At 49.9% G+C, this 22,573-nt stretch carries 24 protein-coding genes and 2 pseudogenes; 13 read left to right on the forward strand and 13 right to left on the reverse strand.

What is annotated here, in order from left to right:
* The first annotated feature begins 177 nt into the window (after positions 1-177).
* Positions 178-378, forward strand: a complete 201-nt coding sequence (locus C1192_RS14000) for a hypothetical protein (protein WP_000159335.1) — start codon at positions 178-180, stop codon at positions 376-378.
* Positions 379-441: 63 nt separating this feature from the next.
* Here the strand turns inward: C1192_RS14000 and C1192_RS14005 are convergent, their stop codons facing one another.
* The 3 genes from C1192_RS14005 to dicA form a co-directional block, all read right to left on the reverse strand.
* A complete protein-coding gene (locus C1192_RS14005; protein ID WP_241482947.1) occupies positions 442-711 on the reverse strand; it encodes a hypothetical protein in 270 nt (89 codons plus the stop codon).
* An 11-nt stretch (positions 712-722) separates the two neighbouring features.
* Positions 723-875, reverse strand: coding sequence for a DUF1391 family protein (locus tag C1192_RS14010; RefSeq protein WP_000379591.1), 153 nt, complete (start codon positions 873-875; stop codon positions 723-725).
* A gap of 166 nt (positions 876-1,041) precedes the next feature.
* Positions 1,042-1,449, reverse strand: a complete 408-nt coding sequence (gene dicA, locus C1192_RS14015; protein ID WP_038354783.1) for a DNA-binding transcriptional dual regulator DicA — start codon at positions 1,447-1,449, stop codon at positions 1,042-1,044.
* Between the two features lie 83 nt (positions 1,450-1,532).
* On the opposite strand from dicA, the gene dicC reads away from it, so the two are divergent.
* The 9 genes and pseudogenes from dicC to C1192_RS14065 form a co-directional block, all read left to right on the forward strand.
* Positions 1,533-1,763: a dicB transcriptional regulator DicC gene (gene dicC / locus C1192_RS14020; RefSeq protein ID WP_000920568.1), complete on the forward strand. Its 231-nt coding sequence runs from the start codon at positions 1,533-1,535 to the stop codon at positions 1,761-1,763.
* Positions 1,747-2,268: a toxin YdaT family protein gene (locus C1192_RS14025; protein ID WP_038354782.1), complete on the forward strand. Its 522-nt coding sequence runs from the start codon at positions 1,747-1,749 to the stop codon at positions 2,266-2,268. Before dicC ends, C1192_RS14025 begins: the two co-directional genes overlap by 17 nt.
* Complete coding sequence (locus tag C1192_RS14030; protein ID WP_038354781.1) at positions 2,249-3,214, forward strand: phage replication protein O; 966 nt, start codon at positions 2,249-2,251, stop codon at positions 3,212-3,214. Before C1192_RS14025 ends, C1192_RS14030 begins: the two co-directional genes overlap by 20 nt.
* A 40-nt stretch (positions 3,215-3,254) precedes the next feature.
* Positions 3,255-3,677, forward strand: coding sequence for a DUF977 family protein (locus C1192_RS14035; RefSeq protein ID WP_001151183.1), 423 nt, complete (start codon positions 3,255-3,257; stop codon positions 3,675-3,677).
* A pseudogene (locus C1192_RS14040) lies at positions 3,674-3,859 on the forward strand (methyltransferase); the annotation flags it as partial. The gene C1192_RS14035 and the pseudogene C1192_RS14040, both read left to right, overlap by 4 nt.
* 101 nt (positions 3,860-3,960) lie before the next feature.
* The gene (locus tag C1192_RS14045; RefSeq protein WP_001595803.1) at positions 3,961-4,626 is read left to right on the forward strand and encodes an epoxyqueuosine reductase QueH; all 666 of its coding nucleotides are present in this window, start codon (positions 3,961-3,963) and stop codon (positions 4,624-4,626) included.
* 612 nt (positions 4,627-5,238) lie between these two features.
* On the forward strand, positions 5,239-5,394 hold the full coding sequence (gene hokD / locus C1192_RS14050) for a type I toxin-antitoxin system toxin HokD (RefSeq protein ID WP_000813254.1): 156 nt from the start codon (positions 5,239-5,241) through the stop codon (positions 5,392-5,394).
* A 216-nt stretch (positions 5,395-5,610) separates the two neighbouring features.
* Positions 5,611-5,847: a protein Rem gene (gene rem / locus C1192_RS14055; protein WP_000980998.1), complete on the forward strand. Its 237-nt coding sequence runs from the start codon at positions 5,611-5,613 to the stop codon at positions 5,845-5,847.
* Positions 5,848-5,896: 49 nt separating this feature from the next.
* Positions 5,897-6,208 (forward strand): annotated as a pseudogene (locus tag C1192_RS14065) (IS66-like element accessory protein TnpA); the annotation flags it as partial.
* 13 nt (positions 6,209-6,221) lie between these two features.
* Here C1192_RS14065 and C1192_RS14070 read toward each other — a convergent pair.
* Positions 6,222-7,550 carry an IS4-like element IS4 family transposase gene (locus C1192_RS14070; RefSeq protein ID WP_103194807.1) on the reverse strand — a complete coding sequence of 443 codons (1,329 nt, stop codon included), beginning with the start codon at positions 7,548-7,550 and terminating at the stop codon, positions 6,222-6,224.
* Between the two features lie 121 nt (positions 7,551-7,671).
* Positions 7,672-8,610, reverse strand: coding sequence for a malate dehydrogenase (mdh, locus tag C1192_RS14075; RefSeq protein ID WP_010377442.1), 939 nt, complete (start codon positions 8,608-8,610; stop codon positions 7,672-7,674).
* Positions 8,611-9,044: 434 nt separating this feature from the next.
* On the opposite strand from mdh, the gene argR reads away from it, so the two are divergent.
* Both argR and yhcN read left to right on the forward strand, forming a co-directional pair.
* Positions 9,045-9,515: a transcriptional regulator ArgR gene (gene argR / locus C1192_RS14080; RefSeq protein ID WP_001257843.1), complete on the forward strand. Its 471-nt coding sequence runs from the start codon at positions 9,045-9,047 to the stop codon at positions 9,513-9,515.
* A 364-nt stretch (positions 9,516-9,879) separates the two neighbouring features.
* The gene (yhcN, locus tag C1192_RS14085; protein WP_000695690.1) at positions 9,880-10,143 is read left to right on the forward strand and encodes a peroxide/acid stress response protein YhcN; all 264 of its coding nucleotides are present in this window, start codon (positions 9,880-9,882) and stop codon (positions 10,141-10,143) included.
* 55 nt (positions 10,144-10,198) lie between these two features.
* Here the strand turns inward: yhcN and C1192_RS14090 are convergent, their stop codons facing one another.
* The 4 genes from C1192_RS14090 to aaeX all read right to left on the reverse strand — a co-directional run bounded on the left by C1192_RS14090 (position 10,199) and on the right by aaeX (position 13,852).
* Positions 10,199-10,471, reverse strand: coding sequence for a barstar family protein (locus C1192_RS14090; RefSeq protein ID WP_001028998.1), 273 nt, complete (start codon positions 10,469-10,471; stop codon positions 10,199-10,201).
* A 264-nt stretch (positions 10,472-10,735) separates the two neighbouring features.
* Positions 10,736-12,703, reverse strand: coding sequence for a p-hydroxybenzoic acid efflux pump subunit AaeB (gene aaeB / locus C1192_RS14095; protein WP_000510989.1), 1,968 nt, complete (start codon positions 12,701-12,703; stop codon positions 10,736-10,738).
* 5 nt (positions 12,704-12,708) lie between these two features.
* Positions 12,709-13,641: a p-hydroxybenzoic acid efflux pump subunit AaeA gene (gene aaeA / locus C1192_RS14100; protein WP_000854025.1), complete on the reverse strand. Its 933-nt coding sequence runs from the start codon at positions 13,639-13,641 to the stop codon at positions 12,709-12,711.
* 7 nt (positions 13,642-13,648) lie between these two features.
* Positions 13,649-13,852, reverse strand: a complete 204-nt coding sequence (gene aaeX / locus C1192_RS14105; RefSeq protein ID WP_000051841.1) for a p-hydroxybenzoic acid efflux pump operon protein AaeX — start codon at positions 13,850-13,852, stop codon at positions 13,649-13,651.
* A 182-nt stretch (positions 13,853-14,034) separates the two neighbouring features.
* On the opposite strand from aaeX, the gene aaeR reads away from it, so the two are divergent.
* Entirely contained in the window at positions 14,035-14,964 is a 930-nt protein-coding gene (gene aaeR, locus C1192_RS14110; protein WP_000440306.1) for an HTH-type transcriptional activator AaeR, read from the forward strand.
* Positions 14,965-15,045: 81 nt separating this feature from the next.
* Here aaeR and tldD read toward each other — a convergent pair whose 3' ends face one another.
* The 4 genes from tldD to yhdE all read right to left on the reverse strand — a co-directional run bounded on the left by tldD (position 15,046) and on the right by yhdE (position 22,567).
* Complete coding sequence (tldD, locus tag C1192_RS14115; RefSeq protein WP_038355794.1) at positions 15,046-16,491, reverse strand: metalloprotease TldD; 1,446 nt, start codon at positions 16,489-16,491, stop codon at positions 15,046-15,048.
* Positions 16,492-16,646: 155 nt separating this feature from the next.
* Positions 16,647-20,447, reverse strand: a complete 3,801-nt coding sequence (gene yhdP / locus C1192_RS14120) for an AsmA2 domain-containing protein YhdP (RefSeq protein ID WP_038355793.1) — start codon at positions 20,445-20,447, stop codon at positions 16,647-16,649.
* A 67-nt stretch (positions 20,448-20,514) separates the two neighbouring features.
* The gene (rng, locus tag C1192_RS14125) at positions 20,515-21,984 is read right to left on the reverse strand and encodes a ribonuclease G (RefSeq protein WP_000123205.1); all 1,470 of its coding nucleotides are present in this window, start codon (positions 21,982-21,984) and stop codon (positions 20,515-20,517) included.
* A complete protein-coding gene (gene yhdE / locus C1192_RS14130; protein ID WP_001517187.1) occupies positions 21,974-22,567 on the reverse strand; it encodes a nucleoside triphosphate pyrophosphatase YhdE in 594 nt (197 codons plus the stop codon). Before yhdE ends, rng begins: the two co-directional genes overlap by 11 nt.
* Positions 22,568-22,573: the final 6 nt, after the last annotated feature.

Consider the following 22,573-nt stretch of genomic DNA (forward strand, 5'->3'; position numbering starts at 1 on the left):
TTACCGCCGCGCCATTTCGCGGGTTGCCACAACCGGAAGCGCACGGTCGAATTAAATTTAACGACACCGTACAGTGAGACGAACTTCGCCGTGCGCTTTCGTGTTGTGTGCCTGCTTTTAACCACGTCAGGCGAGGTGGTATCCTTCTTATCCCGAATAACCAAGAAGGAAATCTATATGACTAAAGAAGAATTTGTCTCTTATATTTTTGATAAAACGGTTGAAATGTATGCCGCTACTTACGGGTCCTGTAATCCTCTGAATAAACCAGAGGGGAAAGATGATTTCGACAAAATTTACCGCTTCTTGGAGGACCGCTATATCAAAAGGTTAGAGGACGCAGGGATCAAATCCCCAGTGAAGTCACCATTGTCCTGAGAACTTGCAGGACGTCATGATCGTAACTTCCATCCAAACCGCGACGGCAAATTGCTTCTCGTATTACCGGAAGCAGTTCGCTGGAAATCTCGGTGATATTTCACCTGATAATACGCCTGGCTCAAGTGAGAATATTGGTGAACTTACGCTCTTGGTCTCGACAGTTTCAGAGTCAGTGCCAACATTATAAAGCTCAACGAAAGCGGTCTTGATTTTCCGGGCCAGATCTTTTGCTGGCTCGCTTGCAATATCTTTCCCGATTTCTCGCAGCACAGAATGCAATGTATGAGCTGCTGTTTTCTGTACATCAGACGGTAAATCTTTAAATTCCATCGTCAGCCTCATCAGTCAGTGTTTCTGGCTAACCAGCAACGCGCGCCAGATTCGGTTTTAAACGTTTTGCTTTTGGTATATGTCATCGCGGTGAACGTACCGTCCTGGTTGGGGAACACGCCACATACCAGAGATTCGCTGTTGCCAAGATCGATAGTATCCATGCTGACCTCATTTCCCCTTAACGCCGGGGTAGCGGAACTGTTTGCTGAGAACACCGTGCGGTGTGTTGATGCAAACAAGATTAGCTATGACTAACATATTGGTCAAGTGATTTTGTATGTTATGACTAACATAATTAATGTAGTAAAAGATAACTCATTGATGATGTTATCTTTTATTTGTCCGCTGACGGGCTTTTAGTAATTCTTCAAAGAGTTTATTGAAGTTTTTTACTCGAGCTCGCATTTCGGCGAGCTGGGTATCCTGTTCTGATTCTGGCAGTGCATTAAACAGCTCAAGGAGCTCTAGTTCTTTGGGAGATAAGGCAACTGGCTTCTCAACAGGTGGTGTTGGTTGCTTGTCTTCATCGCCAAATAGAATCCATGTTGGTGAGCATTGCAATACTTTGCTGAGGGCAAAAAGGTTCTTCCCTGTAGGTTCACTATCATCCCGTTCCCATTGTGATACAGACACATGGGAGATTTTCAGGGCTTTAGCAAGAGACCTTTGGGTGTGTTTGAGGTTTTTCCGACGATACCTAATGCGTTCGCCGATAGTTAAATTTTTTGTATCCATAGTTAGCTAATGCTAAATCGTATTGACTATGTTTTTGTTAACATCTATTTTGTTAGTTATAACTAACAATCAAGGTGTTTTAAATGCTTAAAACTGACGCTCTTTTGTATTTCGGTTCAAAAACAAAACTTGCACAAGCAGCTGGTATTCGTTTGGCTTCGCTTTATAGCTGGAAAGGGGATTTAGTTCCCGAAGGTCGCGCGATGCGTCTACAGGAGGCATCTGGCGGGGAGCTTCAGTATGACCCCAAAGTTTATGACGAATATCGTAAGACGAAGCGGGCGGGGCGGTTGAACAATGAAAATCACTCCTGAACAGGCTCGTGAGGCTCTGGATGCCTGGATATGTCGACCAGGAATGACACAGGAGCAGGCGACGATATTAATCACTGAAGCATTCTGGGCTTTGAAAGAGCGCCCGAACATCGATGTTAAGCGTGTCACAGATGAAGGTGGCGCGGTTGATCAGCGAGCGCTTGGCGTTAATCGAGTGAAGATATTCGAACGCTGGAAGGCTATCGACACCAGGGATAAGCGTGAAAAGTTCATGGCGCTAGTGCCTGCAATTATGGAGGCTATCCGGATTAATGATTTCAGGTTATATCGTGAAATTAGTGACGGAAAAAGCATCACGTATATGATCGCCGGGTTAAACAAAGAATATGGCGATGTGGTGGAGTCCGGACTGCTTTTTGCTGATCCTGCCGTAGTGGATCGTGAAACTGACGAACTTATAGAAAAAGCAATTGCTTTCAAGCTTGCGTATCGACAGCAATACCAACAAAAAGCTGGATGGAATTATGAGTCTTCTTTTTGCTGAACGCCCACTGGTTATAAACACACAGCTTGCGATGAAGATTGGCTTAAACGAGGCCATTGTGTTGCAGCAGTTGCATTACTGGTTGAGAGATACTAATTCCGGTATGGAATGTGATGGTGTCCGCTGGATTTATAACACAACGGAACAATGGCTGGAACAGTTCCCATTCTGGTCAGAGTCAACGTTAAAGCGCGCGTTTGCAAGTCTGAAAACGCTGGGGCTTTTGCGTTGCGAAAAGCTCAATAAATCAAAGCGCGACATGACCAATTTCTACACGATCAACTATGGGTGCGAGCTTTTAGATGGTGGTAAATTGAGCGTATCCATCGGTTCAAAATGCGCTGCTCCATCAGGTCTAAATGATACGATGGAAGAGGTCAAAATGAAACGCTCCATTGGTTCAAAACGACCCAATGTCATCGGGTCAAAATGGCCTGATGATCTTACAGAGAATACAACAGAGATTACTACAGAGAATAAAAACACTTTTCGTCCGGAAGCTTCGCAACCGGACCCGCAGACGACTGAACAGGATTTTTTAACCCGGAACTCCGACGCGGTTGTGTTTAGTGCGAAAAAACGCCAGTGGGGTAGCAGGGAGGATTTGGCGTGTGCGCAGTGGATCTGGGGGCGGATCGTGGGTCTCTACGAACAGGCAGCCAGTGATGATGGCGAGATCATGCGACCAAAAGAGCCTAACTGGACTGCCTGGGCCAATGACGTGCGCACAATGCGGATGCTGGATGGCAGAAGCCACAGACAAATTTGCGAAATGTTTGGTCGGGTTCAGCGAGATCCATTCTGGGTAAAAAACATCATGAGCCCGTCAAAGCTCCGCGAAAAATGGGACGAACTGGTCATCCGCCTGGGACGTTCACCTGTACAGCGTTGTGTTAATCATATTTCTGAACCGGATACAGAAATTCCGCCTGGTTTCAGAGGATAAGTGTTGATTTCAGGTCATGAGGTAATTTTAAGGGGGACTTGTGGCAAAAGTTTTTACACAAGAAGAGCGGGAAAAAATTAAAGGGCAGGTGGTGGAACTCGTGCGCCAGAGCGGTCGTGAGACGTTACGGCAACTGGAAGCTAAAACAGGTGCGACTAGATATCTGATGAGCGTTCTTGCCAGAGAGCTGGTAGCCAGTGGCGATGTATACAACTCCGGCTACGGGTTATTCCCGTCTGAACAGGCGCGTAAGGACTGGCAAAACGCCCGCAAAAAACTCTCGAGGGCAAAGGTGAAGAAACCTGCTGTGGTTGATCCGGACCTTATCTGGTCATTACCTGACGGAGAAATACGCCGCTACGACAGTCGTCTAAACATAATCTGTCGCGAGTGCCGGAAGAGCGAAGTTATGCAGCGTGTTCTGACGTTTTATCAGGGGAATTATCGGGAGGTGATGCTGTGAGTACATCGGCTACCATTCTCGACATGTGCTGTGGCAGTCGCATGCTCTGGTTCGATAAGAATGACGAATGGTCGATATTTAGCGATATCAGGAAAGAGGAACATTCGCTATGTGATGGACGTCACCCGATTATTAATCCCGACATTATCGCTGATTTTCGTGCGCTGCCGTGGTTGTCTGCTTTGCATCAAAAGCAGACATTACCAGATTTAGACATCTGTTTCCGATAGCCCGTTCTGATGCTACACTTTTTGCTATTTTCATGAACCTCATAAACACATTTATGACTGTTGCTGATTTCAAACGCCCCAAATTGGAGCTCCCAAACGGGGCAAAAAAACTATTACTGCACTCTTGCTGTGCTCCATGTTCCGGTGAAGTGATGGAGGCGCTTCAGGCCTCGGGAATCGACTACACCATCTTTTTCTACAACCCGAACATTCATCCTCAGAAAGAGTATTTAATTCGTAAGGATGAGAATATTCGCTTTGCTAAACAACACGGCGTGCCATTTATTGATGCTGATTACGACACAGACAACTGGTTTGAGCGAGCCAAAGGAATGGAATGGGAGCCTGAACGAGGGATCCGTTGTACCATGTGTTTTGACATGCGTTTTGAGCGGACTGCACTGTATGCCGCTGAAAATGGTTTCAGTGTGATCAGTAGCTCACTGGGCATTTCACGCTGGAAAAATATGCAGCAGGTTAACGACTGTGGACGGCGAGCCGTCGCGCATTATCCGGGCATGGTGTACTGGGATTATAACTGGCGAAAACAGGGCGGCTCTTCCCGCATGATTGAAATCAGCAAGCGCGAACAATTCTATCAGCAGGAATATTGTGGCTGCGTGTATTCACTGCGCGATACCAATCTACACCGCAAATCTCAGGGACGCCCTCTAATCAAAATTGGTCAACTGCACTACGGTAAAGAAGGACAGGAATGATTTTATATTATGCCAACGGAGCGTAGCAGTGTTTCTATATATAGTACGCCTACCTTAATTTTCAAATAATCATGATTAATGAGCAGGTCATCAGTGCAAGCAATGACCTGCTCATCTTGTTGAAATTAGAGGAAATCTTGCAGCCATGATATGGCTTAAAATAACGTTTGATTATTTTACCTGCTGTTTGTCCCTGGTTTAAAGTCGGTTGTCTGATTTGATTACGCGCAACTGACGCTTACGTATTGAAGTAACGAGCACGAAGACACATATTTATCAGTGCCTGTATACGTCAAGAGCAGGAGATTTATGTGCTGGTTCTCAAATGCACGCTGGCTATTGTGGCTGTAATGGCAATTTATTGTCTTGTTATTGTTCTTATGGATCACCTTTCTGATTGATTTCATATTGGCGAGGTAACGGTAGTTAAGTAGAATGGCTGCGGGTGCTTGAGGCTATCTGCCTCGGGCATGAACACCAACGGCAGATAGAGAAAAGCCCCAGTTAACATTACGCGTCCTGCAAGACGCTTAACATTAATCTGAGGCCAATTTCATGCTAGACACATGTAGGTTAGCCTCTTACGTGCCGAAAGGCAAGGAGAAGCAGGCTATGAAGCAGCAAAAGGCGATGTTAATCGCCCTGATCGTCATCTGTTTAACCGTCATAGTGACGGCACTGGTAACGAGGAAAGACCTCTGCGAGGTACGAATCCGAACCGGCCAGACGGAGGTCGCTGTCTTCACAGCTTACGAACCTGAGGAGTAAGAGACCCGGCGAGGGAGAAATCCCTCGCCACCTCTGATGTGGCAGGCATCCTCAACGCACCCGCACTTAACCCGCTTCGGCGGGTTTTTGTTTTTATTTTCAACGCGTTTGAAGTTCTGGACGGTGCCGGAATAGAATCAAAAATACTTAAGTAGCGCGCAGGGATAAGAGGGATGGTCCCTTAAAGGGGAGAGCTAATTATCCGGAAGGATTCTGATGATGAACATCGAAGAACTGCGTAAAATTTTTTGTGAAGATGGCCTCTATGCTGTGTGCGTTGAAAATGGAAATCTTGTTAGTCATTACCGCATTATGTGTTTGCGAAAGAATGGGGCTGCGTTAATTAATTTTGTGGATGGTCGAGTGACAGACGGATTTATCTTGCGCGAAGGTGAGTTTGTCACTTCATTACAGGCACTGAAAGAGATCGGAATAAAAGCAGGCTTTTCGTAACCGGCTCATTTAAACCGTCTGGTCTGTTTCCTCCGGCTCTACAAAAATAATGTCCATCATTTTTAATGGACACTATCGTATGAAACACCGGACCTGGATCACTGAAGCTTTACGTCTTCACTTTGAAGAACATTTACCCCGGGTTGTGGCCGGGCGTCGCCTGGGTGTACCAAAATCAACAGTTTGTAGTATGTTCGTGCGCTTTCGGAGAGCTGGCCTTTCGTGGCCTTTGCCCGCAGGCATGTCGGAGCAGGAACTTGATGCCTGCCTTTACGGACAATTTTCCACGGTACCAGTCGTACGTCCTGAAAGCACCGTTATATCCGAAGCCCCCGTGGTAAAAAAACGTCCCCGGCGGCCCTAATGCCAGTCAGTTAAGCAACTGACTGGCTCTTTTTCGGGGCTGTGGGGTATTTCCAGGGCCTCTCCTTTACCACTCTCGGGAAGGCCCTTTCCCTTCTTGTCGGTAATTTCACAAGTTGTCCCATACTTGCAAGATCGCGCATCAGCTCCGGTATACGTCCCGGTGAAGCGCCCTGCAATGTCATCAGCATTCTCATCACCATTCCGCATGATTCTGAGAAACTCAGTTGATTCGGCCAGTAACCTTTCAGATGTTCTGCCATTTTAATCATCTGATATCTCACCAGATTATAAGCCAGTAAGACACCCCACAGCTCTTGCTCCACAAGCTCCGGCTTTTTACTTCTCAGCGTCAGCCTGCTCAGTTGCATCGTCTGTTTTATCTCCCTGTATCCCAGTTCGATTTCCCAGCGATGACTGTACAGATCCGCCATTTCTCCTCCGGGGAAGCGCATGGCGTCCGTCATCGACGTCAGCAGATGGCAGACTTTTCCTTTGCGCGTCACGGTCAGCAGGCGGGCTGTCACCTCATTTCCCAGCCCCGGCCACTTTTTTCGTGCCTGCGGGCTGGTTTTCAGCTTCACCAGATGATCGCCTTTACCCAGTTTTCTGATCTCTTCATATTGCGCTCCCTTTCTGAGAGGGATCATCCAGTGGCGGTGTTCTCCCGCCTGGCTCCAGGCATTTAACAGTCCCAGTGAGTAATAACCTTTATCCATTAACGTCAGGGTGTTATCGCCGGTTTGTTCTATAAGTTGCTCAGCAAGCTCATTTTCGCTGTTCTTCATCGTGCCGAAGGCTGCAGCCGTCAGCAGATGGCTGGTCAGTTCCATCTGGCAGACCATTTTGACCTGCGGGTAGAGCGCCGGGTTCCCGGCATGTGTCTGGCGGGGGAAGGCTGCATCGTTCTCTGGTGTATCCGGTGTGCGCCAGAACACACCATCGATGGCCAGCAGGGTCAGGCCGCACCAGTGCGGATGCGGCGTGGTGTTATGCCAGAGCTGCGCTGTTTTCGTGAACACGCGGCGGACAGCCTCACTTCCCAGGCGCTGGCGGGCCTGAATAACGGCACTGGGGGCAACGAAGGGGCGATTGCCCGGTAGCATGATGTCCAGGCGATTCACAATCTGGTGAAGAGGTTCTTTACGCTCAAGCGCCATGCCAACAATACACCAGACCATCATTTCGAGGGGAAGACGGCGCTTGCGTAGCGTTACAGTACCTGATTCGGCAAGGCAACGAGAGATGAGTTCGGGGTCGAGGTAATCCCCCAGAGAAGTCAGTGAGTTACGCAGAGAATCGTAACGGGATACCAGATCAAGAGCCTGTCCAATGTGCATAAAAAAATCCGGAAACGAGTGAGCGTTTCCGGATTCTTACACAGCCACTGGATCGGTCAACTGATCCTTAACTGATCGGCATTAGAGACGTTGCTCCGGTTTTTTATTATCTACTAATCAATTACTTATTAACGAACTCTTCGCCCAGAGCGATATCTTTCTTCAGCGTATCGAGCATACCTTCCAGCGCGTTCTGTTCAAATGCACTCAGAGTGCCGATAGATTTACGCTCTTCCACGCCGTTTTTACCCAGCAGCAGCGGTTGAGAGAAGAAACGTGCGTACTGACCGTCACCTTCAACATAGGCACACTCTACTACGCCTTTTTCGCCCTGCAGCGCACGAACCAGAGACAGACCAAAACGTGCAGCCGCCTGGCCCATAGACAGAGTTGCAGACCCGCCACCGGCTTTCGCTTCAACCACTTCAGTACCCGCGTTCTGGATACGTTTGGTCAGATCAACCACTTCTTGCTCGGTAAAGCTGACGCCAGGAACCTGCGACAGCAACGGCAGAATGGTAACGCCAGAGTGACCGCCAATAACCGGCACTTCTACATCACCCGGTTGTTTGCCTTTCAGTTCCGCAACAAAGGTGTTGGAACGAATGATATCCAGCGTAGTGACGCCAAACAGCTTGTTTTTGTCATAAACACCGGCTTTTTTCAGCACTTCTGCAGCGATAGCCACAGTGGTATTAACCGGGTTAGTGATAATACCAATGCACGCTTTCGGGCAGGTTTTCGCGACTTGCTGTACCAGGTTTTTCACGATCCCAGCGTTAACGTTAAACAGGTCGGAACGATCCATACCCGGTTTACGCGCTACGCCAGCGGAAATAAGAACAACATCCGCACCTTCCAGCGCCGGAGTCGCATCTTCACCAGAAAAACCTTTGATTTTCACAGCAGTAGGGATATGGCTCAGATCGACGGCCACACCGGGAGTGACTGGAGCGATATCATACAGGGAGAGTTCTGAACCTGAAGGCAGTTGGGTTTTTAACAGTAATGCAAGCGCCTGGCCGATACCACCAGCAGCGCCGAGGACTGCGACTTTCATCCTAAACTCCTTATTATATTGATAAACTAAGATATGTTGCTCCGCTGCCGCGACCTTAATCCACAAATTCACAGTTTACAATGACCACTTCTCAAGAATGTGTAGTCACGCAAATTTGGCGTTTATGCATTTAATTGACGTAATCAGGGAGCTAACTTACGTAATTAACAGCCGCTTATGCATCAGAGCTACATTCCAACAGGTGGTGACAATATACCCTACCGTTCAGCCAAAACAATATCAATTTGATAACAATTAATTTACTTTTAAGCGAAATTTACGCGCCGTGACACAGGCATGTTTCTCAATAACGAAATTTGATAAAATCCCGCTCTTTCATAACATTATTTCAGCCTTCTCCAGGGCAGACTGTTTGCATAAAAATTCATCTGTATGCACAATAATGTTGTATCAACCACCATATCGGGTGACTTATGCGAAGCTCGGCTAAGCAAGAAGAATTAGTTAAAGCGTTTAAAGCGTTACTTAAAGAAGAGAAATTTAGCTCCCAGGGCGAAATCGTCGCCGCATTGCAGGAGCAAGGCTTTGACAATATTAATCAGTCTAAAGTCTCGCGGATGTTGACCAAGTTTGGTGCTGTACGTACCCGCAATGCCAAAATGGAAATGGTTTACTGCCTACCTGCTGAACTGGGCGTACCAACCACGTCCAGCCCGCTGAAAAATCTGGTGCTGGATATCGACTACAACGACGCTGTTGTGGTGATTCATACCAGCCCCGGCGCGGCACAGTTAATTGCGCGTCTGCTGGACTCTTTGGGCAAAGCAGAAGGTATTCTTGGCACCATTGCTGGTGATGACACCATCTTTACCACCCCTGCCAAAGGTTTCACCGTCAAAGACCTGTATGAAGCGATCTTAGAGCTGTTCGATCAGGAGCTTTAATCTCTTGCCCCGTCGCTTCTGGCGGCGGGGAAAATGTTGCAGTCCCCTGTCCCCCTTGTTTTCCCTGCCATTTATTTAACGAATAGTGCGTTTCTTGAGACAAAAAATTCACACATCGAATACATAAAGTAAAAAACGCACATTATGCAAAAAAAACATATCTTATTGAAATTAATGCTATTTACTATAAATCACCCTATTTTTAATTCCAATTTGTTATAAAGGTTAAAATTTTTTAACAATTTACATTCAATAGAAACAGTTAGCGTGGTATTAATTAGTTCAATAATTAGTGTATACTTGATTTTGTGATATGGGTCACGAAACAAAGACCCAACTAAAAGATTATGTCGAGGTAAAAATCATGAAAATCAAAACCACTGTTGCTGCATTAAGCGTACTTTCTGTTCTCTCTTTCGGTGCATTCGCTGCCGATTCCATTGATGCTGCACAAGCACAAAATCGTGAAGCTATCGGTACTGTATCCGTAAGTGGCGTTGCCTCTTCACCGATGGATATGCGTGAAATGCTGAACAAAAAAGCGGAAGAGAAGGGCGCAACGGCCTACCAGATTACTGAAGCTCGTAGCGGTGATACCTGGCACGCCACGGCTGAACTGTACAAATAAACCCTCATCGTCTTGTCCGACGAGATTGCCTCCGGTTCGGAGGCTTTTTTTTGCGCTAATGGCGAACATTAAAACGCAAATGTCCTTCCAGCTCTTCTTCTGCCTCATCAAACAACAGTATTAACGCGCCAAAACGGCGACGCGTTTTCTCTCCCAGATGAACAAACTCAATCTCCAGCGGTAGCGGCAGGACATCGTTCATTAACACATCCCACAGAGAGTCGAGATCGCGTACCTTATCTTTCGCCAGACCAAAGGTTTGGCGAAAGTCGCGATAAAAGTCCTCCTGACTCTCAATCTCATCAAAATCAAAGCTATAGATATTCATCTGTTGCCACCATCACGTTTCGCGGCGAGTTCTGCCGATCATCGCTAAGTATAGCCATGAAAAAACCGACGCTTTTGGCGTCGGCTCAGATGATTGACAAAGTGCGCGTTGTTGATGTCGGATGCGGCGTGAACGCTTTATCCGGCCTACCAGGGTGTGCAAATTCAATATAATGCAATTTTGTAGGCCTGATAAGCGTAGCGCATCAGGCAATTTGGAGTATATCAGCAATATCAACTGACACCTTTTGCCGTCGGTTTTGACTTAACTATCGGTCAGCGCATGTTGATACTTATGGAGCATACTGGTAAGCCGATACACCGGTTCTGTAACCTGCGGCGGTGCTTGCCAGATGCGTAACTTTTCCTGGTAAATCTCCAGTTCTTCCAGCAACTGCCCGAAGTAACGACGGCGTTTGTCATCGCTACGGGCAGAAATAACGTGGTCCGCAGTACGTCGCATTTGTCGGTGGAATGCCGATAAATCATCGTTAACCGGGATCGGCGCATCGCGCAGGCGCTGGTGTGCGATAATCATCGTCAACGCCAGGCGAAATTTCGGTAAATCGCCGGGAAATTTATTCATCAGCAAAAACAACTGCTGATAAAGCGCCGGCAGATGGTTCTCTTTACGACGCGCAACATTGGTGGTCATTGCGGAAACAGCAGCAGAAACAAACTGATTAAGCAGTACGCGTCCGGTTCGATCACGCGATTTATCCCGCACTAAAAGAATGACAATAAACGCCAGCACACAGCCGACAATTTGCCCCAACGCGCTGTCGAGAAACTGGCTGAACTGAAAGGTCATCGGGTTATCCAGCACAATAATGTTAATGGTACTGGCTAACGCCCCCATCGATCCCAGCCGCCGTTTCTGCACTTCGATACCGAGGAAGAATCCCAGCACCGCCAGACTAAGGCAAAGCAGCAACATACTCTGTTGGGTATTGGGGATAATCACCAAAAAGTAGAGCAGCCCTAACGGCAGCGCCGCCAGCGTCCCGTAGATAAAGTCGATCGCTACCATGCGTGGATTAGGCAAACGCATTGCCAGCGAGGTCACTACTGCGATCATTACCATTGCACCACTGCCAGAGGTCCATCCGGTCCACAGCCAGAACAGCGTCCCCAGAATGCAGGAAAGTGTTGTGCGCCAGAAATTGACCATCGCATGATGACGCTCGGCTGACTCTACTTTTACTTCCGGCTCGCCTTGCAGGATCTCTTCTTCGGTCGCGTTGATTTTGGTGTTGCTGATGACGCCTCGCTTGAGCAACTGATAGCGCGTTGCCGCCGCGACCCAGCTATAAATGGTGATGGGCGTTTCGCGCTCCCCGGTCCAGGCAATAACTCTCCGCAGGCGCTTTAGCTGCTTATGGACGTCCTGCGCAGTTTCTACCGGCGTGTCAAAAAATTCGCGGAAAGTATCTGTGATCAATTCCGGGCGCGAATTCTGAATCAGCCAGGTTTCGCAAGACTGAGTGATCAGCGTCAGCGACAGCGTATTGATCGCTTTTAAACGTCGATTGGCGCGTGCCCAGCGGGAAGATTCCATATTCAGGTTGCTGCGCATTCCTTGCAGCGCCGTGGTGCGTCGAACCAGGTCACCCCAGGCTTTATCGACGACTTCACCATCGCCATGTTTGATACACAGTTGCATTAACTGATATTGCGCCACCAGCAAACTTTCCAGTTCACGATCCACCTCTTGCTTAATCGATCGCGGAGAAAAGAGCAGATCCGCCACAATAGCGCACACAATACCCATGACGATTTCGCTGCAACGTTCAACAGCAAACTGCGGCGTAAGTAGCGGTTCCGGCTGAATGGTGATCACAATGATCAGCGCGGTGTAACCCGCCAGCCCCCACGCATAGGAGTTTTCTACTCGTACCAGCGAAGAAATCCAGGTACAAAAACCGGCCCAGATACAGCACACCAGAATCATCAACAATGGCGCGCGGATCATCGCAATAATGATCACCAACCCGGCAATACAGCCTATAAATGTGCCGATGATGCGCAAAAAGCCGCGATAGCGAATAGCGCCCGAGTACGGTTCTCCACCGGCTGCAAAGGCCGGACCTGCGGCAACAATCGCCGCTGTCAGTACCGCCCAGCGTGGCGTTTCAAGCTGAAAATGAAAACCAACAAACAGCGCCAGCACAATGGCGGTCGCCAGTTTTACCGCGAAGCGAATATGTTGGTTAGCAATGGAGAAAATACCCATCGTGATTAACCAAACTCGCGCAGGCGATGAGCCATTTTTCGGAAGAACGAATCCTGACTTTCGTCGCGATCTTGTTTACCCGTAACCACCACAGTGGCGGTAGTCCCGGCAGGCCAGATGTTATCTTGCTGGTTGTCGAGACGAATACGTACCGGAACACGCTGCGCCAGACGCACCCACTCTAGGTTAGAGTCGATAGTCGCCATACCTTTGTCATCACGCGTGCTGCTGGCGTTAGTGACTCCGGCAGCAACGCTATCGACCGTACCTTTCAGCACTTTATTGCTACCAAGCGGCGTGATCTCTGCGCGATATCCCGGATGTACACCTTCCAGTTTGGTTTCTTCCATATAGGCCAACACATAGAAGGAGTTCTGTTTCACCAGTGCAACGGCCGTTGATCCCCGCGTGATAAATTCACCGGTATAGACGTTGAGGTTGGTCACCCAGCCATCTGCTGGCGCGCGGATCACTGTGCGTTCAAGATCCAGTTTTGCCAGATCGCGGGTCGCCTGCGCTTTCGCTAACTGATGCAGGACCGTTTGCAGCACGTTGTTGGCCTGGTCGATCTCTTCGCGAGACATCGCCTGTATGCCGAGACGGTTACGACGTCCGGCCTCCTGGCGCTTTTCCTGTGCCAGCACCTGATAATAAGCAACGTCGGCTTGTGCTTCCTCGAGCGCCTTTTGATAGCGCGGCTGGTCGATGGTGAACAGTACCTGCCCTTTTTTCACCAACTGGTTATCATGAACATTCACTTGGGTAATGAGACCGGAGACATCCGGCGCAATTGCCACCACGTCGGCGCTAAAGCGCGCGTCACGCGTCCACGGAGATTCGGTGTAATAGACCCAGGCATTAAAAATTGCGATGAAGGCCAGAATGACTAATACGACCGTAATGGCCGTACGGGAGAATTTTCTTATTAGTGTTTTCACTTCAACCTCAAACGAACAGTCGCGATATCAAATAAAACAAACAGCAATAGAGCGCGGTGTTGAACAACGCCGGATGCCAGACAAAGTCGTAGATACCTGTTGGCACAAGTACCCGGCGCACTAGCCAAAAAATCGCCAGTGATAAAAGCAATTCGAAAAATATCGGTGGGAAGGACAGCCCAAACACCACGATAACGGGAAACAGACTCATGTTGACCTTGGTTGTATAGAGAGAGCAGGCGTCATTATTTTCAGCATCTGTCGCCGCAGAGAAGGGCATGGAAAGCCGGGCGAGAGCAACATTGCTGTAGATTAATATTTAATATATTAGCGTAACTGTTATGCTGTTATCTATATTATGTGATCTAAATCACTTTTAAGTCAGAGTGAATAATGGAACGACTAAAACGCATGTCGGTTTTTGCCAAAGTAGTTGAATTTGGCTCTTTTACCGCCGCCGCCAGGCAGTTACAGATGAGCGTATCATCCATCAGTCAGACGGTATCTAAACTGGAAGATGAGTTGCAGGTTAAGCTACTAAACCGCAGCACGCGTAGCATTGGCCTGACCGAAGCGGGTAAAATTTACTATCAAGGCTGTCGCCGGATGCTCCATGAAGTGCAGGATGTTCATGAGCAACTGTATGCTTTCAATAACACGCCCATCGGCACGCTACGTATTGGCTGTTCTTCAACTATGGCACAAAATGTTCTCGCGGGGCTGACGGCAAAAATGCTGAAAGAGTACCCGGGCTTAAGCGTAAATCTGGTCACGGGCATTCCTGCACCTGACCTGATTGCCGATGGCCTTGACGTGGTGATCCGCGTTGGCGCATTACAAGATTCCAGCCTGTTTTCCCGCCGCCTGGGCGCGATGCCAATGGTGGTGTGCGCCGCCAAAAGCTATCTCACACAGTATGGCGTACCGGAAAAACCAGCCGATTTAAGTAGTCATTCATGGCTTGAATACAGTGTGCGCCCGGACAATGAATTTGAACTGATCGCTCCGGAAGGGATCTCAACGCGCCTCATCCCACAAGGGCGATTTGTCACTAACGATCCGATGACGCTGGTTCGCTGGCTAACTGCTGGGGCGGGGATCGCCTACGTGCCGCTGATGTGGGTGATCAATGAGATCAATCGCGGGGACCTGGAGATCCTGCTGCCGCGTTACCAGTCAGATCCTCGCCCGGTTTATGCGCTATATACCGAAAAAGATAAGTTGCCGTTAAAGGTGCAGGTAGTGATCAACTCATTAACGGATTATTTTGTCGAGGTAGGAAAACTTTTTCAGGAGATGCACGGGCGTGGGAAAGAGAAGTAATTCCTTAGCGCAGGTCGAATAAGGCATTCACGCCGCATCCGGCAACCGATGCCTGATGCGACGCTTACCGTCCTGGACAGATTACGCTGTACCACCAACAGTCAGGTTATCGACTTTCAGCGTCGGCTGACCTACGCCAACCGGCAGGCTCTGCCCTTCTTTACCGCAGACACCCACGCCGTTATCCAGTTTCAGGTCGTTGCCCACCATCGAAATCTGCTGCATGGTTTCGATACCGGAACCAATCAACGTTGCGCCTTTCACCGGCTTCGTCACTTTACCGTTTTCAATCAGATACGCTTCTGAGGTGGAGAAGACAAATTTACCAGAGGTGATATCTACCTGACCGCCGCCAAAGTTCGGCGCATAGATACCATACTCAACGGATTCAATGATTTCCTGCGGTGTCGATTTACCCGGCAGCATGTAGGTGTTGGTCATACGCGGCATTGGCAGGTGAGCGTAAGATTCACGGCGACCATTGCCGGTCGGCGTCATACCCATTAAACGTGTATTGAGTTTATCCTGCATGTAACCTTTCAGGATCCCGTTCTCAATCAACACGTTGTATTGACCTGGTGTGCCTTCGTCATCAATCGCCACCGAACCACGGCGATCAACCATCGTACCGTCATCAACCACGGTACACAGTTCAGAAGCCACCAGCTCACCGAGCTGGCCACTAAAGACCGATGTACCACGGCGGTTGAAGTCGCCTTCCAGACCGTGACCGACCGCTTCATGCAACAACACGCCCGGCCAGCCAGCGCCGAGAACAACCGGCATAGTCCCCGCAGGCGCGGCAACGGCGGAAAGATTGACCAGTGCCATACGCACTGCTTCTTTCGCCCATGCATCAGCGCGAACTTCACCATCGAGGTCAGCAAGGAAGAACTCATAACCGAAACGACCGCCGCCGCCGCTGGCACCACGTTCGCGTTTACCACCTTCTTCGACCAGAACGCTCACGGAAAGACGCACCAGAGGGCGGACATCCGCCGCCAGGGTTCCGTCAGTCGCCGCGACCAAAATTAATTCATAGACGCCGCTCAGGCTGGCAGTCACTTCCTGTACGCGCTTGTCCGCTTCGCGGGCAACTTTATCGACGCGGCGCAGGATATCCAGCTTCTCTTCGCGGCTCATGCTTTGCAGCGGATCAAGCGAGGTATACAGCGGGCTATGCTCTACCGCGCCCAGTGTTTGTACTTTGCCATCGCCACTATCACGGACGATGGTGCGCGCCGCTTGCGCGCTCTGCTCCAGCGCCAGCAGGCTGATTTGGTCTGCGTAAGCAAACCCGGTTTTTTCACCGCTGATTGCACGCACACCAACACCCTGATCGATGTTGTAAGAACCATCTTTGATAATGCGGTCTTCTAAAACCCAGGACTCGTGATAGCTCGACTGAAAATAGAGATCGCCATAATCAAGGCGACGTTCGGCCAGTTGACCGAGGATCGCGAACAAGTCCTGATGTTTCAGGCCGTTCGCCGCTAGCAATTGTTCACTTACCAGGTTCAGACTCATCGTTTTTGCTACTCGTTAGTTACTGCGGTAGAGGATTTTTTACGGCTGCCGGGTGCGGCGTAAACACCTTATCCGGCCTGCGGTTTGTTCCGGTTCGTTGGTTTTATGACAACGATTATCTTATGAGATTGGGGCAATTACATGCCCTCGTCAAATCATTGCGCTTTTTCTTTACGCGGCTGACGCAACACTTCGTTGATTTGCGGAGCATCCAGCGGACCAGAAATGCGATAGCGCAAAATGGAGACCTTACTCCACAGCGGCCCCAGCACTTTACTGGCGGCAAACACTGCCGCGCCGACAATCGGGTTAACCGCAAAGGCCGCAGCCACGCCCACTGTCGCAGAAATCTCTGGCGCGACAACCGCTTCCATATTGAGATCGCGACGCACCAGATTTACCGATCCTTTCATGGCGATATCCGCTTCCAGGCCATCCACCAGCGTGTCGTCAGTGTGCATAACGCCGTCTTTAATCCACGCGGTGCTGCGAATGGAGTCAAAATAGAACCCTTCGCCAAAGGTATCCCTGAAATCAAAGCGCAGCTTACGCATCAGGGCATCAACACTCAATAAGCGCAGCAACTGTCCGGCATGTCCGGTGCTAATTTCGGTAATTTCACCTTTGCCCAGTTGTGTATGAATGATGCCGTTCAATGTCGCCTCGTCTGGCTGCCACGGCGATTTACGCCAGTGCAAATCGTAATCCACATTAAATGATGACTGGCGTATTGGCGTCGTAACACCAAAAAATTCTGCGGCAGCATCAATTTTCTGTCCGCGCAGTTTTCCTTTCAGCGATGTCCGTTGATTTCCGGGATTATTAACCCATTCACCATCAGCAGTGAGCCGCGAGAAACCGGTATCAATCAGCCCGTTGGTCAGGGTTAACGTATCGCCGGAGATGGTGATATCACTGTCGATGCGGCCGAATTTTTGCCCCCATAACCAACATTCTGCGCAACGTATTTGCGCATCCGGCCAGCCACGGAAGCTGATACGCTCCGTTGTCGGGAAAGGTGATGACGGCGTTGAATCACCACGAGTTTTTGCCACGCTCGGGTTGTAATAGAGATATTTGATATTCGCTAACCACGGTGCGTTATTACGCATCGCCAGCGTAGCGTTGATTTCACGCCCTTGCGCCTCGACCTGCGTACCATTTGCCATCGGTTGCGAAACAATGCTCAGGTTATTCCATTGCTGATTTCCCAGCGACAACATCGGTGTACGTAGCGTAATGTGCTGAGGGAAACTCGCTGCGCTGCCAACTTTTTCCGTTGCGCCTTTCTGGAACAAGGCCAGCCACTCGGCACCGTTCATCGGCGGCATATTGAGTTCAACACCACTTTGCTCCGGTAACGGAGGGAGCGTTTTGCTGTCTGCCGCCCAGATGGCGCGATCGAGCGTCAGCTTTTGACCGAGCAACCAGCGGCTATTGAAATGGTTATCCGCGCCTGCCTGTCCGGTTAATTCAAAGCTGTTGAGATTGCCGTTGACCTTAACGTTAATTGGCAACGGTTCGCCAGCAGGTTTGGCTAACGGTGAAGGTAAGTGACTGCTCACATTCTTCAGATCGCCCTTCAGTTCAACGTTATACGTTGCGCCAGCTTGATAAGGTAGCTCAATGCCCACTTTACCATCCCATGCCATACTGCCGCTTAACGCTTCATTCAGCGCTTCAGGCAGAACACCAGTTTTCGCTGGTTGCCAGTTGCCGTTGAGATTCACCGCAACCTGGTAGGCTTTCGCCCCTTCTTTGGTGGAAAAATCCACGTTCAGTGGCTGGTTAAACCAGTTTGCGGTTAGTGATTCGCTTTGTAGATCGCCATTGATAAAGCTGAATTTGCCGCTCAAATTTTTCAGAGTGCTATCAAGCGGTTTGATAAACAGACTGTTGTTACGCAGCGTCACTTCGCCTTTCGCTGTAACCAGCTCGCCGTCCAGCGGGATATCGAGATGTAAGCGAGCATTCACATCGCCGTCGAGCTGGAGTTCTTGCAGGGTCGCCCCCAGCGAATCCTTCAGCGGCGTCTCATCAAAATAAGGACCAACAGCTTTGCCCGGACCTTTTATGTCAGCATCAATCAGCAACTTTTCTTTCGAGTAGTCAGGGATCACTGCGGTGAGATTGCTGGCACGCACGCCACCCAGATTAACGCCATCGGTTTTCATCCATAAACCGTCGTTAATAAAGTCCAGTTCAATATCGAGATTAGTTAATGCTGGCCAGTCCGGCTGGAAAGCAAACTTCGCATTACGCAGCGGCACCAACACCTCAAACTGACCTTCGTTGTGTTTGTATGGAAAAAGATGCGGATTGCCGCCATAAACCAGCGTCGCGTTCTCCGCCTCACCACCCTGAATCGCCCCACTTAAGTAATCAACCAGGTCTTTACCCATCAGGTTTTCCGGGAAATAGCGCCAGGCTTGCGAACCATCATCGGTACTGATGCCAGCCAGAATGCCCAGCCAGGGTTCATCATTAGCCGGTTGCAGGTAACGGAAACCACCACGCGCATGGACGGCTTTGGCTTTGACATCAATATTGCGGCCATCGAGCTGAAAACCCTTATCGTTATTCAGCCAGCTTAAGGCCGCCTTGCCGTCGACAATTTCCAGCGGCGCACGAAATACCGTTTCGTAAGGCATTTTCGCCTGCTTCATGGAAGCGGTAAGCAAACCATTTTCTACGCTACCGGAAAGCGTCCCGGAGAAATGTTCCGCCCCCGGTAGTAATTTCCATTGCTTCCAGGCCAGATCGCTCCACGATGCCTGAAAGCGGGTCTTTTCTGCAGCCTGAAGCGGGATATCCAGCGCCAACGTGTTGATCTTGCCGCTCGGTTGCGTGGAACGCCAGATATCCCCCAAAGCAGGTGAAAGTTTCGCTGCCAACGGGCGTATGCCTTCCAGCCCTGCCAGTTCCAGATTGCTGGCGCGAATACGTAGTTCGTCACTGCGTTTATTATTTTTCCCACCAACGTCCTGTTCCGGTATCCAGGCCAGCGTCAATGCCCCGCTTGGCCAGGGTTTGCCGTCCATAGTGATACGAGTATCAGGAATAGAAAACTGCCAGCCCGGATTTTCACGCGTAATATGTGCGGTCAGATTATCCACCGACAGCGAATGCGTTTTCTTCTCACCCAACCAGCTTGCGCCGCCCTGTTTCAGCCAGACGTCGCCACCGGTCACATCGCCTTTGTCGATCGTCATCCAGCCTTCCAGCGAGAACTGCGCCGTTTCCAGCGCAATGTTGTCCTGCATCCATTTACCCAGCCACGGTTTCAGGTCGATATCATCAGCCTGTAGCCATACGCGACCGTTGCTTAACAACCCCTCGTCATCACGCAGATCCATCCGCACCTGCATCACGCCGTGCTGTCCGGTAAGACTGGAGAGACTTACCTGGCCTTCCGCACGGTGCCGACGCGGATCGTTAAGCCAGGTAAGTTGCGGGATCGCCAGTTCAGCACGCTGGCCTGATGGCGTCAGAAAGCTGACTTCGCTATCGCGGAGATCGAAGTGATCGAACTGGCGTAGAAAAAGATCGCTGATGTGGCTGGCTTCCAGGCTGTCATTACCGCTGTCGCTGGAAATTGGTGTATTGGTGCGAAAGCGCAGTTGCCAGAAAGTGAGATCGCGAAACTGCCAGCGCATATGCAGCAGGCTCTGCCAGACATCCAGTGCCAGGGTGACGCGTTTAACCGAAAACTCACCGCCATCTTTTAGCTCTGCACGAATGTCGCGTGCTTCAAGCGTCGGACCAAAATTCTGCCAACTGGCAGAGAGTTGACTGGCAGCCACCGGCATTCCGGTAGCAGATTCTATTTTGTTGAGGATTTCCGGACGCCAGGCATCGAGGTACGGTAAAGCAATACGCAGGCCGCTGACCAGCAGCGCAGCGATCACAACGAGCGCGGCTCCAGTAAGCAGTAAAATCCCCGGCAATCGCCTCACCCGTCACTCCTTGTCTGCTAAAAATGTGACTCAAAAACCCTTTGCCGGATGGCGACCCAGCATCTGTTTACATCATAACGACATCAAACTGCTCCTGGTTATAGAGCGGTTCAATTTGTACTTTAACCTGTTTGCCAACGAAAATTTCCACTTCCGCCAGTGAGTGCGACTCTTCGCCTTTCAAGGCTTCGGCTACTGCCGGAGAAGCATAGACCAGGAAACGGTCAGAGTCGTAAGCATGGTGCACACGAACGATTTCTCGCATGATTTCATAACATACGGTTTCCACCGTTTTCACCGTTCCGCGACCGTGGCAGGTTGGGCATTCATTACACAGTACGTGCTCAATACTTTCGCGGGTTCGCTTACGCGTCATCTCCACCAGTCCCAGCGCCGAGAAACCGTTAACGCTGGTTTTTACCCGGTCTTTGCTCAACGCCTGTTCCAGTGAATGAAGCACGCGACGACGGTGATCTTCATTATTCATGTCAATGAAATCAATGATGATAATCCCGCCCAGGTTACGCAACCGTAACTGGCGAGCAATAGCCTGCGTCGCTTCAATATTGGTATTGAAAATGGTGTCGTCCAGATTGCGATGACCGACAAACGCCCCGGTATTAATATCCACAGTAGTCATTGCTTCGGTCTGATCGATAATCAGATAGCCACCGGACTTCAGCTCAACTTTGCGCTCCAGCGCCCGCTGAATTTCATTTTCTACATCAAAGAGATCGAAAATCGGCTGGCGGCCCGTGTAATGCTCCAGCTTGCTGGTCATCTCAGGAATGTATTCCGAGGTAAACTCCAGCAATGCTTCGTAAGTCAGACGCGAGTCAACGCGAATACGGTCCAGTTCGGCATCAGCAAAATCACGCAGGACACGCTGTGCCAGCGCCAGTTCGCCATACAGTTGATAACGAGTCTGTGGGCGCTTTTTACGCTCCATCACTTTAGTCCACACGCGCTTCAAATAAGCGGCATCGGAAGCCAGTTCTGCTTCGCCAACACCTTCCGCTGCGGTACGGATGATAAACCCACCCTGCTCGTCACAATACTCTGCGACCACTTTTTTCAGGCGTTCACGTTCGGATTCACTTTCAATGCGTTGGGAAACCCCAACGTGGGATGCGCCAGGCATAAACACCAGATAGCGAGACGGCAGCGTGATATCCGTGGTCAGGCGCGCGCCTTTGGTGCCCAGAGGGTCTTTCACCACCTGTACCATCAGATCTTGCCCCTGGCGGACCAGTTCCGAAATGTCGCGTACCGTGAACTGCTTTTGTTCCTCGCCCGCCACACATTCAGTGTGCGGCATAATGTCAGAAGCGTGTAGAAACGCGGCTTTCTCCAGCCCAATATCTACAAAAGCCGCCTGCATACCCGGAAGTACACGACTTACACGACCCTTGTAGATATTGCCTACGATTCCGCGTCGCGCCTCACGTTCAATATGAATTTCCTGCAGAATGCCGCCATCAATATACGCCACTCGCGTTTCCGAAGGCGTTACGTTTACCAACAATTCAGCCGTCATGTTTATCCCTTTTCTCACGCAGTGCGTTAAAATTACTTAATAATTCATACGTTTCAACCAGCGGTAAGCCGACTACGGCGTGATAGCTGCCATTTATCTTCCTGACAAAACAACCACCCAGCCCCTGAATACCGTATGCACCTGCTTTATCTAACGGTTCACCGCTGGCGACATAGCCCGCGATGTCTTCACCTGTTAACATTCTGAAAGTCACATCGGTAACCACCAGGCAATCGAGAATGTGCTGGCTGTCGGCCAGCGCCACTGCTGTCATTACCTGATGGGTCTGTCCCGATAATTTGCGTAACATCTGCGCCGCATGTTCTGCGTCGCGCGGTTTCTCTAACACTTCTCCGTTCAGGATCACGATAGTATCCGCCCCCAGCACAGGCAAATCCTGCGCTGCTTGCTCGACGCCCGCTTGCGCTTTTTCGCGCGCCAGACGCACAACATACTGCTGCGCGCTCTCCTGCGGATGACGCTGCTCCTCAATGCCCGTAACAATACGTTCGAAAGTGAGGCCAAGTTGCGCAAGTAACTCCTGACGACGTGGAGAACCGGAAGCTAAATACAGAGAAGTCATAGAAAC

Source organism: Escherichia marmotae, assembly GCF_002900365.1.
In the GTDB taxonomy this organism is placed as follows: domain Bacteria; phylum Pseudomonadota; class Gammaproteobacteria; order Enterobacterales; family Enterobacteriaceae; genus Escherichia; species Escherichia marmotae.

Bases quoted from the DNA above. Each gene is read 5' to 3' on its own strand.
- dicA (WP_038354783.1), bottom strand. From the start codon at position 1,449: ATGGATACAAAAAATTTAACTATCGGCGAACGCATTAGGTATCGTCGG.
- tldD (WP_038355794.1), bottom strand. From the start codon at position 16,491: ATGAGTCTGAACCTGGTAAGTGAACAATTGCTAGCGGCGAACGGCCTG.
- C1192_RS14090 (WP_001028998.1), bottom strand. From the start codon at position 10,471: ATGAATATCTATAGCTTTGATTTTGATGAGATTGAGAGTCAGGAGGAC.
- yhcN (WP_000695690.1), top strand. From the start codon at position 9,880: ATGAAAATCAAAACCACTGTTGCTGCATTAAGCGTACTTTCTGTTCTC.
- C1192_RS14010 (WP_000379591.1), bottom strand. From the start codon at position 875: ATGGATACTATCGATCTTGGCAACAGCGAATCTCTGGTATGTGGCGTG.
- aaeB (WP_000510989.1), bottom strand. From the start codon at position 12,703: ATGGGTATTTTCTCCATTGCTAACCAACATATTCGCTTCGCGGTAAAA.
- C1192_RS14030 (WP_038354781.1), top strand. From the start codon at position 2,249: ATGAGTCTTCTTTTTGCTGAACGCCCACTGGTTATAAACACACAGCTT.
- hokD (WP_000813254.1), top strand. From the start codon at position 5,239: ATGAAGCAGCAAAAGGCGATGTTAATCGCCCTGATCGTCATCTGTTTA.
- mdh (WP_010377442.1), bottom strand. From the start codon at position 8,610: ATGAAAGTCGCAGTCCTCGGCGCTGCTGGTGGTATCGGCCAGGCGCTT.
- argR (WP_001257843.1), top strand. From the start codon at position 9,045: ATGCGAAGCTCGGCTAAGCAAGAAGAATTAGTTAAAGCGTTTAAAGCG.
- rem (WP_000980998.1), top strand. From the start codon at position 5,611: ATGATGAACATCGAAGAACTGCGTAAAATTTTTTGTGAAGATGGCCTC.
- C1192_RS14045 (WP_001595803.1), top strand. From the start codon at position 3,961: ATGACTGTTGCTGATTTCAAACGCCCCAAATTGGAGCTCCCAAACGGG.
- rng (WP_000123205.1), bottom strand. From the start codon at position 21,984: ATGACGGCTGAATTGTTGGTAAACGTAACGCCTTCGGAAACGCGAGTG.
- aaeX (WP_000051841.1), bottom strand. From the start codon at position 13,852: ATGAGTCTGTTTCCCGTTATCGTGGTGTTTGGGCTGTCCTTCCCACCG.
- yhdE (WP_001517187.1), bottom strand. From the start codon at position 22,567: ATGACTTCTCTGTATTTAGCTTCCGGTTCTCCACGTCGTCAGGAGTTA.
- aaeR (WP_000440306.1), top strand. From the start codon at position 14,035: ATGGAACGACTAAAACGCATGTCGGTTTTTGCCAAAGTAGTTGAATTT.
- C1192_RS14070 (WP_103194807.1), bottom strand. From the start codon at position 7,550: ATGCACATTGGACAGGCTCTTGATCTGGTATCCCGTTACGATTCTCTG.
- C1192_RS14025 (WP_038354782.1), top strand. From the start codon at position 1,747: ATGAAAATCACTCCTGAACAGGCTCGTGAGGCTCTGGATGCCTGGATA.
- C1192_RS14000 (WP_000159335.1), top strand. From the start codon at position 178: ATGACTAAAGAAGAATTTGTCTCTTATATTTTTGATAAAACGGTTGAA.
- C1192_RS14005 (WP_241482947.1), bottom strand. From the start codon at position 711: ATGGAATTTAAAGATTTACCGTCTGATGTACAGAAAACAGCAGCTCAT.
- dicC (WP_000920568.1), top strand. From the start codon at position 1,533: ATGCTTAAAACTGACGCTCTTTTGTATTTCGGTTCAAAAACAAAACTT.